18 protein-coding genes and 1 riboswitch are annotated in these 16926 nt (G+C 76.4%); of the genes, 12 read left to right on the plus strand and 6 right to left on the minus strand.

Annotated features, from left to right (window positions below):
• Positions 1-66 precede the first annotated feature (66 nt).
• Both cobM and cbiE read right to left on the minus strand, forming a co-directional pair.
• Positions 67-834, minus strand: a complete 768-nt coding sequence (cobM, locus tag BLU55_RS05040) for a precorrin-4 C(11)-methyltransferase (protein ID WP_091726809.1) — start codon at positions 832-834, stop codon at positions 67-69.
• The gene (cbiE, locus tag BLU55_RS05045; RefSeq protein WP_231917053.1) at positions 831-2099 is read right to left on the minus strand and encodes a precorrin-6y C5,15-methyltransferase (decarboxylating) subunit CbiE; all 1269 of its coding nucleotides are present in this window, start codon (positions 2097-2099) and stop codon (positions 831-833) included. The genes cobM and cbiE overlap by 4 nt, the downstream gene beginning before the upstream one ends.
• Before the next feature lie 76 nt (positions 2100-2175).
• Positions 2176-2289, plus strand: a riboswitch (cobalamin riboswitch).
• Between the two features lie 41 nt (positions 2290-2330).
• Here cbiE and BLU55_RS05050 point away from each other — a divergent pair.
• The 8 genes from BLU55_RS05050 (at position 2331) to BLU55_RS05085 (ending at position 11514) form a co-directional block, all read left to right on the plus strand.
• Positions 2331-4511: a magnesium chelatase subunit D family protein gene (locus tag BLU55_RS05050; RefSeq protein ID WP_091726812.1), complete on the plus strand. Its 2181-nt coding sequence runs from the start codon at positions 2331-2333 to the stop codon at positions 4509-4511.
• A complete protein-coding gene (gene cobO / locus BLU55_RS05055) occupies positions 4511-5125 on the plus strand; it encodes a cob(I)yrinic acid a,c-diamide adenosyltransferase (RefSeq protein ID WP_091726815.1) in 615 nt (204 codons plus the stop codon). Before BLU55_RS05050 ends, cobO begins: the two co-directional genes overlap by 1 nt.
• Before the next feature lie 4 nt (positions 5126-5129).
• Positions 5130-7694: a cobyrinate a,c-diamide synthase gene (locus BLU55_RS05060; RefSeq protein WP_197681101.1), complete on the plus strand. Its 2565-nt coding sequence runs from the start codon at positions 5130-5132 to the stop codon at positions 7692-7694.
• 160 nt (positions 7695-7854) lie between these two features.
• A complete protein-coding gene (locus tag BLU55_RS05065; protein WP_091726818.1) occupies positions 7855-8073 on the plus strand; it encodes a CbtB domain-containing protein in 219 nt (72 codons plus the stop codon).
• 89 nt (positions 8074-8162) lie between these two features.
• The gene (locus BLU55_RS05070; protein WP_091726822.1) at positions 8163-8978 is read left to right on the plus strand and encodes a CbtA family protein; all 816 of its coding nucleotides are present in this window, start codon (positions 8163-8165) and stop codon (positions 8976-8978) included.
• Position 8979: 1 nt separating this feature from the next.
• Complete coding sequence (locus BLU55_RS05075; protein WP_172833870.1) at positions 8980-9771, plus strand: adenosylcobinamide-GDP ribazoletransferase; 792 nt, start codon at positions 8980-8982, stop codon at positions 9769-9771.
• Entirely contained in the window at positions 9768-10748 is a 981-nt protein-coding gene (locus BLU55_RS05080) for a cobalamin biosynthesis protein (RefSeq protein ID WP_091726826.1), read from the plus strand. The genes BLU55_RS05075 and BLU55_RS05080 overlap by 4 nt, the downstream gene beginning before the upstream one ends.
• An 88-nt stretch (positions 10749-10836) precedes the next feature.
• On the plus strand, positions 10837-11514 hold the full coding sequence (locus BLU55_RS05085; protein ID WP_091726828.1) for a DUF899 family protein: 678 nt from the start codon (positions 10837-10839) through the stop codon (positions 11512-11514).
• Positions 11515-11530: 16 nt separating this feature from the next.
• On the opposite strand, the gene arr is transcribed toward BLU55_RS05085, so the two are convergent.
• Positions 11531-11941 carry an NAD(+)--rifampin ADP-ribosyltransferase gene (gene arr / locus BLU55_RS05090; protein WP_091726830.1) on the minus strand — a complete coding sequence of 137 codons (411 nt, stop codon included), beginning with the start codon at positions 11939-11941 and terminating at the stop codon, positions 11531-11533.
• A gap of 111 nt (positions 11942-12052) precedes the next feature.
• Between arr and BLU55_RS05095 the strand changes: the two genes are divergently transcribed.
• Positions 12053-12382 (plus strand): antibiotic biosynthesis monooxygenase family protein, encoded by a 330-nt coding sequence (locus BLU55_RS05095; RefSeq protein WP_091726833.1) that lies wholly within the window; start codon positions 12053-12055, stop codon positions 12380-12382.
• A gap of 19 nt (positions 12383-12401) precedes the next feature.
• On the plus strand, positions 12402-13154 hold the full coding sequence (locus BLU55_RS05100; protein ID WP_091726836.1) for a DinB family protein: 753 nt from the start codon (positions 12402-12404) through the stop codon (positions 13152-13154).
• 16 nt (positions 13155-13170) lie between these two features.
• On the opposite strand, the gene BLU55_RS05105 is transcribed toward BLU55_RS05100, so the two are convergent.
• The gene (locus tag BLU55_RS05105) at positions 13171-13662 is read right to left on the minus strand and encodes a hypothetical protein (protein WP_157682735.1); all 492 of its coding nucleotides are present in this window, start codon (positions 13660-13662) and stop codon (positions 13171-13173) included.
• Positions 13663-13808: 146 nt separating this feature from the next.
• Between BLU55_RS05105 and BLU55_RS05110 the strand changes: the two genes are divergently transcribed.
• Positions 13809-14351 carry a cysteine hydrolase family protein gene (locus BLU55_RS05110; RefSeq protein WP_091726841.1) on the plus strand — a complete coding sequence of 181 codons (543 nt, stop codon included), beginning with the start codon at positions 13809-13811 and terminating at the stop codon, positions 14349-14351.
• 26 nt (positions 14352-14377) lie between these two features.
• Here the strand turns inward: BLU55_RS05110 and BLU55_RS05115 are convergent, their stop codons facing one another.
• Together BLU55_RS05115 and BLU55_RS05120 are read right to left on the minus strand one after the other, a co-directional pair.
• Entirely contained in the window at positions 14378-14932 is a 555-nt protein-coding gene (locus BLU55_RS05115) for a DinB family protein (RefSeq protein WP_197681102.1), read from the minus strand.
• Between the two features lie 37 nt (positions 14933-14969).
• Complete coding sequence (locus BLU55_RS05120; protein WP_091726844.1) at positions 14970-16232, minus strand: FAD-dependent monooxygenase; 1263 nt, start codon at positions 16230-16232, stop codon at positions 14970-14972.
• Positions 16233-16325: 93 nt separating this feature from the next.
• On the opposite strand from BLU55_RS05120, the gene BLU55_RS05125 reads away from it, so the two are divergent.
• The gene (locus tag BLU55_RS05125) at positions 16326-16889 is read left to right on the plus strand and encodes a TOPRIM nucleotidyl transferase/hydrolase domain-containing protein (RefSeq protein WP_091726847.1); all 564 of its coding nucleotides are present in this window, start codon (positions 16326-16328) and stop codon (positions 16887-16889) included.
• The last annotated feature ends 37 nt before the right edge of the window (positions 16890-16926 follow it).

Raw genomic sequence — 16926 nt, forward strand, 5'->3', positions numbered from 1 at the left:
GCAGTGTTGCCCGTCAGGTGCGCCCGATTCGTCCCCGGGCGGATCGGTGCCGGTCCGGTGGCGCAGCTACGGCTGGGCGGGGCGGCGCTTGGCGGCGCGGTCGCGGGCGGGGTCGTAGAGGTACGACTCCCCGCCGTCGTGGGGGTCGAGGGCGCGGCCGACCAGGATGACGGCCGCCTGGCGCAGGCCGGCGCGCTCGACCGCGTCGGCGACGTCGGCGACGGTGCCGCGGAGCACCAGCTCGTCGGGCTGGCTGGCGCGGTGGACCACCACGACGGGGCAGTCGGCGCCGTAATCCGGCTCCAGCTCGGCCATCAGCTCGCGGGTCCGCGTGACGGCCAGGTGCAGGGCGAGGGTGGCGCGGGTGGCGGCGAAGCGGGCCAGCGACTCGGTCTCGGGCATCGCCGTCGAGCGGGCCTGGGCGCGGGTCAGCACCACCGACTGCGCCACCAGCGGGACGGTGAGCTCGCGGCCCACCAGCGCGGCCGCGGCGGCGTACGCCGGGACGCCGGGCGTGACGTCCCAGCCCACGCCGGCGGCGTCGAGACGCCGGGTCTGCTCGGCCACGGCGCTGTAGAGCGACGGGTCGCCGGAGACCAGCCGGACGACGTCGCGGCCGGCGCCGTCGGCGGCGACCAGCTCGGCCAGGATCTGGTCGAGGTCGAGGTCCTGGGTGTCGACCAGCCGGGCGTCCGGGCGGGCGTGGCCCAGCACCTCGGCGTCGAGGTAGGTGCCGGGGTAGAGCACCACGTCGGCGCGGGCGAGCAGGCTCGCGGCACGCAGCGTGAGCAGGTCGGCGGCACCGGGGCCGGCCCCGACGAAGTGGACGGTCACGGGTGCTCCTGGGGAGTGGTGGCGGGGCGGGTGTGGGCCCACTGCACGACGGCGCGGGCCGGGGTCCAGCCGGTGAAGGAACCGATGGGCTCGGCGTGCTCGACCGAGAGCCGGGTCAGCTCGCCGCCGTGGGCGGCGTGCGCCGCGGCCAGCACCCCCTCGGTCTCCAGGGTGACCCCGTGGACCACCAGCCGCCCGCCGGGACGCAGCGCCGCCAGGCAGGCCTCGAGCACGCCCGGCCGGGTGGCACCGCCGCCGACGAAGACCGCGTCGGGCCGCTCGAGGTCCACCAGCGCGTCGGGCGCCCGGCCCTCGACGACCACGAGGCCGGGCACGCCGAGCGCGGCGGCGTTGCGCGCGACCCGCGCGGCCCGCTCGGGGTGGTGCTCGACGGCCACGGTGCGGCAGGTCGGGTGGGCGCGCATCCACTCGATGCCGACCGACCCGGCGCCGGCCCCGACGTCCCACAGCAGCTGCCCGGGGGCGGGGGCGAGCCGGGCGAGGGCGCTGGCGCGGACGTCGCGCTTGGTCAGCTGCCCGTCGTGGTCGTACGCCGCGTCCGCCAGGCCGGCGACCCACGACGCAGCCGTCGCGCCGCCCGGGCCGGCCACCTCGACGGCGAGGACGTGCAGCCGCGGGGCCACGACGTCCCAGCCGCCGGCCACGCCCTCGGACCGGGACTCGTCGTCGGCCCCGAGGTCGCCGAGGACGGTGAGCCGGCTCGCGGCGTACCCCTGCGCGACCAGCAGCTCCGCCACCACCCCCGGCGTCCGCTCGTCGGAGGTCAGCACCAGCAGCCGCCGTCCGGGCGCCAGCGCGCGCAGCAGCAGGTGCGGGTCGCGCCCGACCAGGCTGACCACCTCGACTGACTCGGCGGCCCAGCCCATCCGGGCACCGGCGAGCGCGACCGAGGAGACCGTCGGCTCGACCCGCACGGCGTCGGCGCCGAGCAGGTCGACCAGGGTGCTGCCGACGCCGGACAGCAGCGGGTCGCCCGAGGCCAGGGCGACCACCGCGGCGCCCCGGTGGCGCTCCAGCAGGGCGGGCAGCCCGTCGCGCAGCGGCGAGGGCCAGGCCTCGCGGAGCTGGCCGGCCACGTCGGGCAGCAGCCCGAGGTGACGGCGCCCCCCGAGCACCACCGGCGCCTGCAGGACCAGCGTCCGCAGGCGCTGCGGGACGCCGTCCCAGCCGTCGGCCCCGAGCCCCACGACGGTCACCGTGGCGGGCCCGTCGACGGGTGGGCGCGGTCGGCCTCCGGAGGTCACGAGGGCAGACGCTATCGTGACGCCCGACAGGCACGAGGTGCCCCGACGGACGCAGCACCACCCCAGCCCCAACCGCGTCCCGACGGGAGAATCTGGGAAGCCGGTGAGACTCCGGCACAGGCCCGCTGCGGTGACCCGGACGCCGCCGACCACGAGGTCGGCAGCGATCCGGGCAAGTCCGAAGACCGGCCTCGCGCCACTTGTTCGCTGGCTGACGAGCGGGAGCCTCCCATGCCACTGCAGTTCCCCTTCAGCGCCGTCGTCGGGTCCGACGACATGGCGCTGGCCCTCGTGCTGACCACGATCTCCCCGGAGGTCGGCGGCGTCCTGGTGCGCGGCGAGAAGGGCACGGCCAAGTCGACGATCGTGCGGGCGCTCGCCGCGGTGCTGCCCCCGATCGACGTGGTCGCGGGCGACCGGTTCTCCACCGACCCGCGCGACCGCTCGCCGCTGTCGCCCGACGGCCCCTTCACCGCCGACGCGCCGACCGAGACCCGCGCCGTGCGGCTCGTCGAGCTGCCCGTGGGCGCGACCGAGGACCGCGTGCTGGGCTCGCTGCACCTCGAGCGGGCGCTGTCGGAGGGCAAGGCGGAGTACGAGCCCGGCCTGCTGGCCCGCGCCCACCGCGGCATCCTCTACGTCGACGAGGTCAACCTGCTCCACGACCACCTCGTCGACCTGCTGCTCGACGCGGCCGCGATGGGCCGCTCCACGGTCGAGCGCGACGGCGTCTCGGTCGAGCACGCCGCCCGGTTCGTGCTCGTGGGCACCATGAACCCCGAGGAGGGCGAGCTGCGGCCGCAGCTGCTCGACCGGTTCGGGCTCACCGTCGAGGTCGCCGCGCCCCGCGACCCCGCCCAGCGCGTCGACGTCGTGCGCCGCCGGATGGCCTTCGACGCCGACCCCGAGACCTTCGCCGCGTCGTACGCCGACGCCGAGCGCGACCTGACCGCCCGCATCCGGGCCGCCCAGGAGCGGGTCGCCCACGTCGTGCTGAGCGACGCCGCCCTGCTCAAGATCGCCGAGGTGTGCGCCGCCTTCGAGGTCGACGGGATGCGCGCCGACCTCGTCACGGCCCGCACCGCCGTCGCCCACGCCGCCTGGCGGGGCCGCTCGCGGGTGGTCCTCGACGACATCCGGGCCGCCGCCCGGCTGGCACTGCCCCACCGCCGCCGGCGCAACCCGTTCGACGCCCCGGGCCTCGACGAGGACCTGCTCGACCGGGTCCTCGGCGACGAGGAGCCCGACCCCGACCCGCCGGAGGGCACCGACGGCCGGGACGGCGAGCCCGACCGCGGCCCGGACGGCGACGGGGCCGACCCGGGCACGTCGGACGGTCCGGCCGCCCCGACGACCGGACCGCACGACGGCCAGGACGGCGGGTCCCTCGACGGCCAGGACGACGGTGGGGCCGACGGTGCGGAGGACCGCGACGCGTCGGACGACGCGGCCGCCCCACCCCACGACGCCGCCCCCCAGCCGGGCGACCGGCCCGGCGACCAGCCCGGCTCCCCCGGCGACGGCGGCGAGCAGCCCCCCGGCACCGTGGCCGCGAGCGGCGACCCCTACCGGACCCGGCTCTTCACCGTCCGCGGCACGGGCGCCGGCGAGGCCGGCAAGCGGAGCCGGGCCGTCACCGAGTCGGGGCGCCGCACGGGCTCGCGACGCAGCCTCGGTGGCTCCGACACCGCCGGCAGCCTGCACCTCGCCGAGACGGTCCGGGCGGCGGCGCCGCACCAGGTCGCCCGCGGGCGGCGCAGCGGGAGCCTGCGCTTCCGCGCCGACGACCTGCGGGTGGCCACCCGCGAGGGCCAGGAGTCCAACCTGGTGCTGTTCTGCGTCGACGCCTCCGGCTCGATGGCCGCGCGCCGCCGCATGGAGCAGGTCAAGACCGCGATCCTCTCGCTGCTGCTCGACGCCTACCGCCGCCGCGACAAGGTCGGCCTGGTCACCTTCCGCGGCCACGGCGCCGAGCTGGCGCTGCCCCCGACCCGGTCGGTCGACATCGCCGCGACCCGCCTCCAGGACCTCCCCGCCGGTGGCCGCACGCCGCTCGCCGAGGGACTGCTCCGGGCCGCCGAGGTGCTGCGCCTCGAGCGGGTCCGCGACCCGCGCCGACGCCCCCTCCTGGTCGTGGTCACCGACGGCCGGGCCACCTCGGGCCCGGACGCCGTCGCCCGGTCCCGCCAGGTCGCGGCCCACCTCGCCGAGGCCGGCACCGCCGCCCTGGTCGTCGACTGCGAGAGCGGTGCGATGCGGCTCGGGCTGGCCGGCGTGCTCGCCGAGCACCTGCGCGCCGAGCACGTCCCCGTGAGCGAGGTCAGCGCCGACCGCCTCACCGCCCTGGTGCAGGACCACGTGCGCCCCACGGGTGGCCCCACCGGCGCCCCCACCACCGAAGGAGCCGCCTGATGCCCCAGGGCAAGCCGATCACCGTCCCCGACGACGGCCTGAGCACCCGCGAGCGTCGCCAGCAGCCGCTGCTGATGGTCCACACCGGCGACGGCAAGGGGAAGTCGACGGCCGCCTTCGGCCTGGCCATCCGCGCCTGGAACCAGGGCTGGGACGTCGGCGTCTTCCAGTTCGTCAAGTCGGCCAAGTGGCGCATCGGCGAGCAGACCGTCCTGGAGCGGCTCGGCGAGCTGCACCGCGAGACCGGCGAGGGCGGCCCGGTCGAGTGGCACAAGATGGGCGCCGGCTGGTCCTGGTCGCGCAAGGAGGGCTCGGAGACCGACCACGCCGTCGAGGCCGCCGAGGGCTGGGCCGAGGTCAAGCGCCGCCTCGCCGAGGAGACCCACGACCTGCTGGTGCTCGACGAGTTCACCTACCCCATGGAGTGGGGCTGGGTCGACGTCGAGGACGTGGTGGAGACGCTCGCGAACCGCCCGGGCCGGCAGTACGTCGTCGTCACGGGCCGCCGCGCCAACCCCCGGCTGATCGAGGTCGCCGACCTCGTCACCGAGATGACCAAGGTCAAGCACCAGATGGACCGCGGGCAGAAGGGCCAGAAGGGCATCGAGTGGTGACCCCGTGAGCACCCGGCTGCCCCGCTTCGTGGTCGCCGCCCCGTCCACCGGGCAGGGCAAGACGACGGTCGCGACCGGCCTGATGGCCGCGCTGTCCCGCGCCGGCCACCAGGTCAGCGGCCACAAGGTCGGCCCGGACTACATCGACCCGGGCTACCACGCCCTGGCCAGCGGCCGCCCCGGCCGCAACCTCGACCCCCACCTGGTGGGCGAGGACCGCGTCACCCCGCTGCTGCTGCACGGCGCCGCCGGGGCCGACGTCGCCGTCGTGGAGGGCGTGATGGGTCTCTTCGACGGCCGCATGGGCGGCGCGGGCTTCTCCTCCACCGCCCACGTCGCCCGCCTCACCCGCACGCCGGTGGTGCTGGTCGTCGACATCTCCCGCTCCTCGCGCACGATCGGTGCGGTGGTCCACGGCCTCTGCACCTTCGACCCCCGCATCACCGTCGCCGGCGTGATCCTCAACAAGGCCGGCTCGCCGCGCCAGGTCGCCGAGGTCCGCAGCTCGATCCGCATCCCGGTGCTGGGCACCATCGGCCGCGACGACGCCTTCTCCGCCCCCTCGCGCCACCTCGGGCTGGTGCCCGCCGCCGAGCGCGACGAGGCCGCCCACGCCCTCGACCGGCTCGCCGAGCACGTGACGGAGTCGGTCGACCTCCGGGCGCTGCTCGAGCTGGCGTCCAGCGCCTCCGACCTCGACGAGGAGCCCTGGGACCCCGCCAGCGAGGTCCGGGCGCCCGCCCGGACCTCCGACAGGACCCCCGACCGGGCCCCCGGACGGGCGGACCGGCCCGTGATCGCCATGGCGGGCGGGCGTGCCTTCACCTTCCGCTACACGGAGACCGAGGAGCTGCTGCGCGCCGCGGGCTGCGACGTGGTCGCCTTCGACCCGCTCGCCGACACGGCGCTGCCGGAGGGCACCAGCGGGCTCTACCTCGGCGGCGGCTTCCCCGAGGTCCACGCCGCGGCCCTGACCGCCAACGCCCCGCTGCGCGACGAGCTGCGCACCGCCGTCGCCGGGGGCGTGCCCACGGTCGCCGAGTGCGCCGGCCTGCTCTACCTGTGCACCTCGGTCGACGAGTCCCCCATGGTCGGGGCGCTGCCGGTGACGGCCGCGATGTCGCCGCGGCTGACGCTGCGCTACCCCGTCGCGACCGCCGCCGGCGACTCGCTGCTCGGCCGCACCGGCGAGGAGGTCACGGGCCACGAGTTCCACCGCACGACGACCACGCCAGCGGCCGGCGCCGGACCCGACCCGGCCCCCGGCGGCGACGCCGCGTGGACGATCGACGGCGAGGCCACCGGGTTCGCCACGACCAGCGTGCACGCGTCGTACCTCCACACGCACTGGGCCGGCCACCCCCACCTCGCCCAGCGCTTCGCCGACGCCGTCCACGCGTACGCCGACGCGGGGACCACCCTTCGAGACGGTCGCGGGGCGACCTCCTCAGGGACCGATCTTCGAGACGGTCGCGGGGCGACCTCCTCGGGGACCGAGCAGCCGGCCGCCGAGGAAGGACGAAGTCCTGTCTCGACGGGCGCCGGCCCCCTGCCCGACCCCCTGCGCCACCACGGCGACGTCGAGGCGGCCGAGGGGCTGCTCGACCTGGCCGTCAACGTCTTCCCCGGTCCGCGGCCGCCGTGGCTGGACGCCGCGCTGCGCGACAGCCTGGACGACGTCGGGCGCTACCCCTCGCCGACCGCCGCCGAGGCCGCGGTCGCCGCCCACCACGGCCGCGAGCCCGACGAGGTGCTGGCCACGGCCGGTGCCGCCGAGGCCTTCACGCTGCTGGCCCGGCTCCGGCCGTGGCGGCTGCCCGTGGTGGTCCACCCGCAGTTCACCGAGCCCCACGCCGCGCTGGAGCAGGCCGGCCACGCGGTGACCGAGGTGCAATGCCGCCCCGAGGACGGCTTCGTGCTGGACCCCGCCGCGGTGCCCGAGGCCGCCGACCTGGTCGTGGTCGGCAACCCCACCAACCCGACCGGCGTGCTGCACCCCGCCGAGGCGGTGCGCCGGCTGCGCCGGCCCGGGCGGCTGGTGGTCGTCGACGAGGCGTTCATGGACGTGGTGCCCGGCGAGACCGGGTCGCTGGCCGGCACGGGGCTGCCCGGCGTCGTGGTGGTGCGCAGCCTGACCAAACACTGGGCGGTCCCGGGGGTGCGGGCGGGCTACCTGCTGGCCGAGCCCGAGGTCGTCGCCGGGCTGCGCCGCGAGCAGGTGCCGTGGTCGGTGTCGACCACCGCGGCGGCTGCCACGGTGGCCTGCACGAGCGACGCCGCGCGCGAGGAGGCGGCCCGCCGCGCGGAGGCCCTGGGGGCGTGGCGCGGCGTCCTGGAGGCCGGCCTGGCCGAGCGCCGGATCCACCACGTCGCGTCCGCCGCGTCGTACGTCCTGGCCCAGGTCGGCGAGGGCGTCCACGCCGCGCTGCGCGACGCCGGCATCGCCGTGCGGCGGGCCGACACGTTCCCCGGGCTCGACCCGAGCTGGGTCCGGATCGCCGTGCGGCCCGAGCCCCAGGTGCGACACCTGCTCGCCACGCTGGACGGGCTGGACACCGCGCGCTCCTGATGCCCTAGGGTGGCTGCGCGGGCACGAGGAAGCCGGTGGGAATCCGGCACAGTCGCGCTACTGTGACACCGCTCCCGAACCTGGGGGCGGTGGAGTCAGACCCGAGTGTCCGCTCATCCATCCGCATCGTCGGGGACGCACTCATCCCCCAGGAGGACACATGTCCCAGGTTGTCGCCGCTCCCACCACCACCGCGGTCGAGGTCCCCTCGATCCCGCTCGGCCAGATCGCCCCGTGGGCGCTGTTCTTCGGCCTGGTCGCCACGCTGGTGCTCTTCTTCGTCAGTGCCGAGCAGGGCGCGTTCTCGCTGTCCTCCGGCACCCTGGTGCACGAGTTCGTGCACGACGGTCGCCACCTGCTCGGCTTCCCCTGCCACTGAGGGTCCGCCCCACCTGATCCCCCGGTCGCACCGGGCGTCCCGGCGTACGCCGACGCGCCCTGCTGCGCCCGCTGCCGAACGGACCCCTCATGACTGCACGCGCCTTCCTCGTCCGCGGGCTGCTCGCGGGCCTGCTCGCCGGCTTCGCCACCTTCCTCGTCGCCTACCAGGTCGGCGAGCCCCAGGTGGAGGCCGCGATCGCCCTCGAGTCCTCGGGCGAGCACTCCCACGACGAGTCGGCTGACACCGGCTCCGCCTCGGCGGCCGACCCCGGGGCCGAGGCCGCCGCGGGCCACTCCCACGACGAGGCCGACGCCGTCGTCTCGCGGGGCACCCAGCGCACCTGGGGCCTGCTGACCGGCTCGCTGGCCGTCGGCACGGCTCTCGGCGGCCTCGTCGCGCTGGCCGCGGCGACCGCGATGGGCCGCCTCGGCCGGCTCGGCGCCACCGGCTCGACCGCGGTGGTCGCCCTGGCCGGCTTCGTCGGGGTCGCGCTGGTGCCGTTCTGGAAGTACCCCGCCACCCCGCCCGCCGTCGGCAGCGCCGACACCATCGGGCAGCGCAGCGACTACTACTTCGTGTTCCTGCTCGTCTCGGTGCTGGCGGTGGTCGGCGCGGTCGTGCTGGGGGCTCGGCTGCTGCCGCGGCTCGGTGCGTGGACCGCAGTGCTGGTGGCCGCCGGCGCCTACCTGGTGCTGGTCACCGTCGTGGGGCTGCTGATGCCGACGGTCAACGAGGTGGGCGACTTCCCGGCCGACACGCTGTGGTACTTCCGACGCGCCTCGCTGCTCACCCTGGCCACCATGTGGGCCGCCATCGGCATCCTGCTGACCGGCTTCCTGCGACCGCTCGAGCAGCGCACCACCGAGCGCACCCGGCGCCGCGAGCTCGCCGCCTCCCTGTGACGTGCTGAGCGACGCCTGGCGGCTGGCCGTCGGCACCCTCACGGTGGTGCGCGTGCGTCCGCCCGTCACGGTCGACCGGCGCACGGCGGGCGCGGCCGTGCTCCTCGCGCCGCTGGCCGTGCTGCCGCTGGGCGTCGGCGTCGCGGTGGTGCTGGAGCTCGGCGACCGCCTCTCCGCGCCGCCGCTGGTGGCGGGGCTGCTCGCCGTGGCCGTGCTGGTGCTCGGCACCCGCGCCCTCCACGTCGACGGCCTCTCCGACACCGCCGACGGGCTGACCGCGTCCTACGACCGCGAGCGCTCGCTGGCGGTCATGCACAGCGGCACCTCCGGTCCGGCGGGCGGCGTGGCCGTGCTGCTCGTGCTGGGCGTGCAGGCCGCGGCCTTCGCCTCCCTGGTGCTGCCGTCGCGAGGACCCGTCCTCGCCGGGGTGCTGGTCTGCCTGTCCCGCTGCGCGCTGGCGCTGGCCTGCGCCCGGGGCGTCCCGGCCGCCCGTCCCGACGGGCTGGGCACCACCTTCGCCGGCTCGGTGGGTCGCCCCGCCGCCGTCGGCACGTGGCTGGCCGCCCTGGTCGTCGCCGCCCTCGTCGCCGGGTGGGTCGGGCCCGGACCGCTGGTCCTGCGCGCCGCCGCCGGGGTGCTGCTGGCGGCGGGCGTGGTGCTGCTGGTGGTGCGACGGGCCACCCACCGGCTGGGCGGGGTCACCGGCGACGTCCTCGGCGCGGCCGTCGAGCTGTGCCTGGCCGCGCTGCTGGTGGGCGTCGCCGGGGCCGCGACCGTCGTCCTCGCCGGATGAGCACCCGACGGGCTCGTGGGGTGCGCGGCGCGGTGCCGACGCGCGCGCTCGGCCTCGGCCTCGGGTTCCTCGCCGACCGGCTGCTGGGCGACCCGCAGCGGTTCCACCCGGTGGCCGGGTTCGGCCGGGTCGCCGGCGCGCTCGAGCAGCGGACCTGGGCGCCGTCGCGGCGGCGGGGCGCGGCGTACGCCCTGGTGCTGGTGGGCGGCACCACCGGTCTCGGGGCACTGGCCGAGCGGTCCACCCGCGGACGACCCGTGGCCCACGTGGTCGTCACGGCCGTCGCGACCTGGTCGGTGCTGGGCGGCACCTCGCTCGACCGCGAGGGCCGGGCGGTGGCGGCGCTGCTCGACGCCGACCGGCTGCCCGAGGCGCGGCAGCGGCTGACCCACCTGGTGGGGCGCGACACCACCGCGCTGACCTCCGACGAGGTGGCGCGGGCCGTGGTCGAGTCGGTCGCGGAGAACACCTCCGACGCCGTCGTCGCCCCGCTGGTGCTGGGGGCGGTCGCGGGCGTGCCGGGGCTGGTGGGCTACCGCGCGGCGAACACGCTGGACGCCATGGTGGGCCACCGCAGCGAGCGGCACGTCGCCTTCGGCTGGGCCTCCGCCCGCCTCGACGACCTGCTCAACCTGCCGGGGTCACGGCTCTCGGCCCTGCTCGCCGCCGCCTGCGGACCCGATCCCCGAGGTGCGCTGCGGGCCTGGCGCCGCGACGCCGGTGGGCACCCCAGCCCCAACGCGGGGCCCGTCGAGGCGTCCTTCGCCGGCGCGCTCGGGCTGCGGCTCGGGGGCACCAACACCTACGGCGACCGCGTCGAGCACCGGCCCGTGATGGGCTCCGGGAGGGCCCTCGCGGCCGCCGACGTCTCCCCCGCCCTCGCCCTCGCCCGCCGGGTCGACCTGGCCGCGGCGGTGCTCGCGGCGGCGTGGGCCCTCGCGCGGCGGCGACCGGCGGGTGCCCGCCACGACCGATGAGGCCGGTCCGCCGCGCCGGTCGGCACCTGCGACACCACCCGCGAGCCCGTCACCGCCGGTGACGGACCCCTCGACCCAGGAGGTCCGCATGAGCACCAAGCACGACCAGCCCCAGGCCGCCCCGCCCGTCGTGGGCCGGGACGCCTTCGACGCCGCCCTCGCCGAGCAGGTGGAGCGCGAGAAGGAGGTCACCCGCCACGGCGACCGCGTCTCCGCGGCCCGCAGGCGGCTGCCCATGGTGGCGGTGGAGGACTACGCGTTCACCGGTCCGGACGGCGAGGTCCGGCTGACCGAGCTCTTCCGGGGCCGCTACCTGCTGCTGGTGCAGAACGTCATGTTCGGCCCGGACTGGGAGGAGGGCTGCCCCAGCTGCACCTGGGCCGTCGACAACCTCCCGGCGCGGATGAGCCGCCTCGACGACGAGGCGATCGCGTTCGCGATGGTCTCCCAGGCGCCGATCGAGAAGCTGGAGGACTGGCGCCGCAAGCAGGGCTGGGACCACCTGTGGGTCTCCTCCCACGGCACCGGCTACCACCACGACTGGGGCTGGACGCGGACCGACGACGAGGGCCGCGAGGGGCAGCTGCCGGGCTACTCCTACTACCTGCTGCGCGACGGCACGCCGTACCTCACCTACATGACGACCGCCCGTGGCACCGAGGCGATCCTGCCCGTCGCGCACGTCATGGACCGGACCGCCTACGGCCGCCAGCAGGACTGGGAGGACAGCCCCGAGGGGTGGCCGCAGTTCCCGACGTACGGCTGAGGCGGCCGTCGTGGCCTCAGTTGACGATCTCCCCGCGCTCCACGTGCAGGATCGCCGAGAGCCGGTCGCGCCACGCCTGCAGCGCCTCGGGCGTGAGGCGGGTCCAGTCGTGGACCTCGCCGACGACGCGCAGCGGCTCACGGCTGCGGAAGGAGCGCGTGGGGTTGCCCGGGAACTTCTTGTCGGTGACGTTGGGGTCGTCCTCGAACGCGCCGGTCGGCTCCACGGCGTACACCCGCGGCGCGGCGTCACCGACCGCCAGCTCGGCCGCCAGACCGGCGCCGTCGCGCAGGGCGGTGAAGTAGACGTGGTTCATGACCACCTCGGGCCGGTAGTTGGACCTGAAGCCCGCGGTCAGCAGGTCACCCACCCGGAGGTCGGCCCGGGTGCCGTGGAAGAACGGCCCGGGGTCCAGCGCGTCGCTCACCCGGGCACCGTACGCCGCGCCGCCCTCGGTGTCGTGGGGCCCCGAGGGCGCCCCGGCGCCCTCTCACCCCCACGACTCGTCGCGGACGGCCTCCCCTGGCAACCTGGAGCCATGACGACGATCAAGATCAACGCCATCACCGTGCCCGCCGGCTCCGGCGACGAGCTCGCCCACCGCTTCGCCGCCCGCGCCGGCGCGGTCGACGGGGCCGACGGGTTCGAGGGGTTCGAGCTGCTCAAGCCGACCGACGACCGCGACCAGTGGCTGGTCATCACCCGCTGGCGCGACGAGGAGTCCTTCCAGGGCTGGCTGAGCTCCCCCGGCTTCTCCGAGGGCCACCGCTCGGCGGCGGAGCGCGCCGGCGGCGACGCCCCGAAGCCGGTCTCGACGCACAGCGAGGTCTGGAACTACGAGGTGGCCGGCGGCTCCACGCCGGCCTGATCCCCGGAAGGGCGGACGCATGACCACGGACACGGGCGACACCGACGTCCCCCGGCACTTCGTCGGGGCCCGGCTGCGTGGCGCCCGCTTCGTGGGCTGCGACCTGTCGGGCGCGGTGGTGCGCGGCTGCGACGTCGACGGCGCCGAGATCGACTCGCCGTGGCTGCTCGAGGGCGGGTCGCTGCTGGTCAACGGCGTCGACGTGACGGCGTACGTCGACGCCGAGCTCGACCGTCGCTTCCCCGGCCGCGAGCTGCGCCGCGCCACCGGTCCCGAGGGCCTGCGCGAGGCCTGGGACGCCCTGCAGCGGACCTGGTCGGCCACGCTGGCGCGGGCGGCGGCGCTGCCGCCGGGCGCTATCGACCGCTCGGTCGCCGACGAGTGGTCCTTCGCCCAGACGCTGCGACACCTCGTCATGGCGACCGACACCTGGCTGCGCGGCGCCGTGCTGCGGGTCGAGCAGCCGTTCCACCCGCTGGGGCAGCCCAACGGGGAGTACCACTCCGACGGCCACGACCCGACCGTCTTCGCACCCGGCGTCCCGGCGTACGACGACGTGCTGGCCGTGCGCGCCGATCGCGTCGCCCTGGTGACCGAGCACCTCGCCACCGTCACGCCCGAGCAGCTGCGCGAGACCCGCCCCAACCCCTGGGCCCCGCAGCACGACGAGACGGTGCTGTCGTGCCTGCAGACCATCCTCGAGGAGGAGTGGGAGCACCACCGCTACGCCGTGCGCGACCTGGACGCCCTGACCGAGCCGCCCCGCAGCTGAGAGGGGCGCCGGGCACCTAGCTGGAACGCACCGTCTGCACCCAGATGTTCTCGCTGTCGGTCGAGACGGGAGCGGCCGGGAACGAGCCTCCGTCGCTCGGCGGACTGGAGTAGACCCACAGGTTCACGGTGGGCCGCTGGCGGTGCAGACCCACCTCGTTGACCCCGTTCATGGCGCCGGCACCGAACGCCAGCTGCTGCTTCGCGCCCGTGCAGGTGAAGTTGAACCCCCCGAGGTTCATCGCGAACACGGGGCTGTAGGTCAGGGCACCCGTCGCACCTGCCGGGCACACGACGTCGACCTGGACCGTGTAGTAGGGCCGGTACACGACCCACTGGCCGGTGCTCGGCTCGACGTAGCCGCCGCTCGCCGTGGCGAACCGGGTCGTGATCTCCACCGACGACCTGACGGCCCGATCGGGCTTGGTGGGCCTGGACGCCTGGGCTGGTGCCCCCGTGCCGGCCACCGCCAGGGCGAGCCCGATCCCGACTGCTGCTGCGCGTCTCATGCGGATGACCCTCGACCCGCCCCGTCGGCTCGGCAAGGGCTCGGTCCACGCGGGCTGGACCACCTCGGACCGGGTCGAGGCAGCCGGTCGACGGCTAGCCTCGCCAGGCCCCCCCGAAAGTGCCGACCCCAGACCCAGGAGGCCCCGTGCCGACCACGCTGCTGATCGTCGACGTCCAGAACGACTACTTCCCGGGCGGCGCCTTCCCGCTGGTCGCCCCCGACGAGGCGGCGCAGCGCGCGTCGGAGGTGCTGGCGCGCTTCCGCGGGGCGGGGCTGCCGGTGGTCCACGTGCAGCACGTCATCGAGGGCCCGGACGCGCCGTTCTTCGTGCCCGGCACCCCGGGCGTCGAGATCCACGAGCTGGTGGCCCCGGCGGAGGGCGAGACGGTGCTCCGCAAGGCGCACCCCAACGCCTTCCTCGAGACCGGGCTGGCCGACCGGTTGCAGGCCCTCGGCACCGACGCCCTGGTCGTCGTCGGGATGCAGACCAACCTGTGCATCGACGCGACGGTGCGCGCTGCCGCCGACGCCGGCCACACGGTCACCGTCGTGGGGGACGCGTGCGCGGCCGCGGACCTCGAGCACGACGGCCGGGCGGTCGCGGGCGCCGACGTGCACGCGGCGTTCCTGGGCGCGCTCGACGGCAACTACGCCGCGGTCGTCCGGAGCGCCGACCTCGAGCTCTGACCGGCGAGACCCTCGGCCGGGCGCGCTCAGAACCCGACGGAGCCGTCGATCGTCTCGCGGATGATGTCGGCGTGGCCGGCGTGGCGGGCCGTCTCCTCGACGAGGTGGAACAGCACGTAGCGCAGGTTGGCGTCGAGCAGGTCGGTGCGCACGCAGCGCTCGTCCAGGCCGACGCCGGCCGCCGCCACGCGGGAGGCCTCGCACGCCTCCCGGTAGGCCGCCACCCAGTGCGCCACCGTGTCCTGCTCGTCGACCGCGAAGGTCGCCTCGTGGCCTCCGCGGACGTCCGGCCACGGCTCGCCCGACGGGCGACCGAGCAGCACGACCTGGAACCAGCGGCGCTCCCAGACCGTCGCGTGCTTGAGCAGGCCGAGCAGGGTCAGCGCGCTCGCGGTCGGCGCCCGCCGCGCGTCGGCGTCGATGACGCCCGCCACCTTGCGGACCAGGCCCTCGCGCTGGGCGTCGAGGAAGCTCTCCAGCGCCGCCCGCTCCGAGCCGAGGCTCAGCTGCTCGTCGGCCGTGCCGGCCTCGGCCGGCGCGGCTCCGTCCGGGCCGGCGTCGTGGGGCAGCTCCTCGGGCACGGGCACGACCCTAGCGACGCCGGGCCCGGACAGCCGCTCAGCCCGCCGGGAGCGGCGGCAGCTCGCGGTCGGGGTCGGGCCCCGAGGTCAACCGGCTCGCCAGCGCCCGCACAGGCCGGAGCGCGGCCAGCCTCGTCCCGGCCCGGAACAGCGTCGTGCCGACCCGCGACTGCGGGTTGGCCAGGCGCGGCGTGCCGGGCGGGAGGTCCTGGGCCTCCTCGACGACCGGGCGCATCCACCCCTCCCACCGCTCGTACGCCGCCGCGGGCGCCTCGCCCGGCGCCAGCGCGGCCAGCTCGACGGCGAGCACGTAGGCGCCCAGCAGGGCCAGCGACGTGCCGGCCCCGGCGATCGGGGTGACGCACCACGCGGCGTCGCCCAGCAGCACGACGCGACCCGCGCTCCACGTGGGGCACACGACCTGGGTGAGGTCCTCGACGTACAGCTCCTCGCCCTGGCCGATCGCGTCCAGCACCCGCGGCACCTCCCAGCCGAGGTCGCCGAAGCGCCGCCGCAGCTCGGCGACCTGACCGGCAGGAGGCAGGTCCTCGAAGTCGCCCGGGTCGTCCATGAAGCCCAGCGTCGCCCGCGTCGTGCCCAGGTTGTCCGGCCGCAGGGTGACCGAGCGCGACCCGGGCACGCTCATCCAGCGCCACCAGCGGTCGTCGTCGGCCGTCCGCGGGATCGTCGCCCAGGCCATGTGCATCCCGAGCCGCTTCAGCTCCGGCCGCTGCTCCGGGCCGAGCACCAGCCCGCGGGTGTGCGAGCGCGGGCCCTCGGCGACCACGACCAGGTCGAAGCGGTGCACGTCTCCCCCGGCCAGCGTCACCGTCACCTCCTCGGCGCTCTGCTCGACCTCCACCACGTGGTCGCCGGACCACCAGGTGACGCCGTCGCCGCACGCCCCGGTGAGGATCCGCGCCAGCTCGCCCCGCAGCACCTCCAGCTCGGCGGTGGGTCCGTCGGGCTCGCCCGCCTCTGCGGGGAACTCCGAGACCGTCCGACCCCGCTCGTCCACGAACCGGGTGCCGACCTCGCCCGTGTTGGCGGCGAGCACCGCCTCGCGCAGCCCCATGCGCTCCAGCACCTCGCGGGCCAGGCCGCGCACGTCGACGTTCTGGCCCCCCAGGCGCGGCTCGGCGCTGCGCTCCAGCACGGTCACGTCGTACCCCACCCGCTCCAGCCAGTACGCCGCCGCCGGTCCCGCGACGCTCGCCCCCGTCACCAGCACGCGCCCCCGGGAGGGCCGGTCGGAAGGGGCGGTGACCGACGACGCGGGTGCAGCGGTGGGCTCGGACATGAGGCTCCTGGTGCCGGGGAGGGTGGTCCGTCCAACCTACGGAGCGCACCGAACCCGGTTGACGCGGCGGCTCCCGTCGGTCCTCATGGTGGGGTGAGCAGCCCCCGAGCCGTCGTCCTCGTCGAGGGGGAGAGCGACCGGATCGCGCTCCTGACGCTCGCGGGCCGCCGCGGGCGCGACCTGGTCGGCGAGGGCCTCGAGGTGCTCGCGATGGGTGGCATCACCAACGTGCGCACCTTTGCCGAGCGGTTCGGACCGCGCGGGCTCGACCTGCCGCTGTCGGGCCTGTACGACGCCCCCGAGGAGCGCCAGCTGCGCCACGGCCTGGCCCGCGCCGGCATCGACGTCGGCCCCACGACCGGTGACCTCGCCGCCGCGGGGTTCTGCTGCTGCACCGCCGACCTCGAGGACGAGCTGGTCCGTGCCCTCGGCGTGGGCCGCGCGCTCGAGGTCGTCGAGCGCGCCGGCGAGACGGCGTCGTTCCGGCTGCTCGCCCAGATGCCCGCGCAGCGCGGCTGGTCCGACCACCTGCTGGTGCGCCGCTTCCTCACCTCGCAGTCCGGCCGCAAGGCACGCTACGCCCGGCTGTTCACCGAGGCGCTCGACCTCGAGGAGGTGCCGGCACCGCTGACCGCGGTCCTGGACCGCACCGGCTGAGGCCGCGGGACCGTCCGTCCCCGCACCACCAACGTAT

The organism is Nocardioides scoriae (genome assembly GCF_900104965.1).
Classification (GTDB): Bacteria; Actinomycetota; Actinomycetes; order Propionibacteriales; family Nocardioidaceae; genus Marmoricola; species Marmoricola scoriae.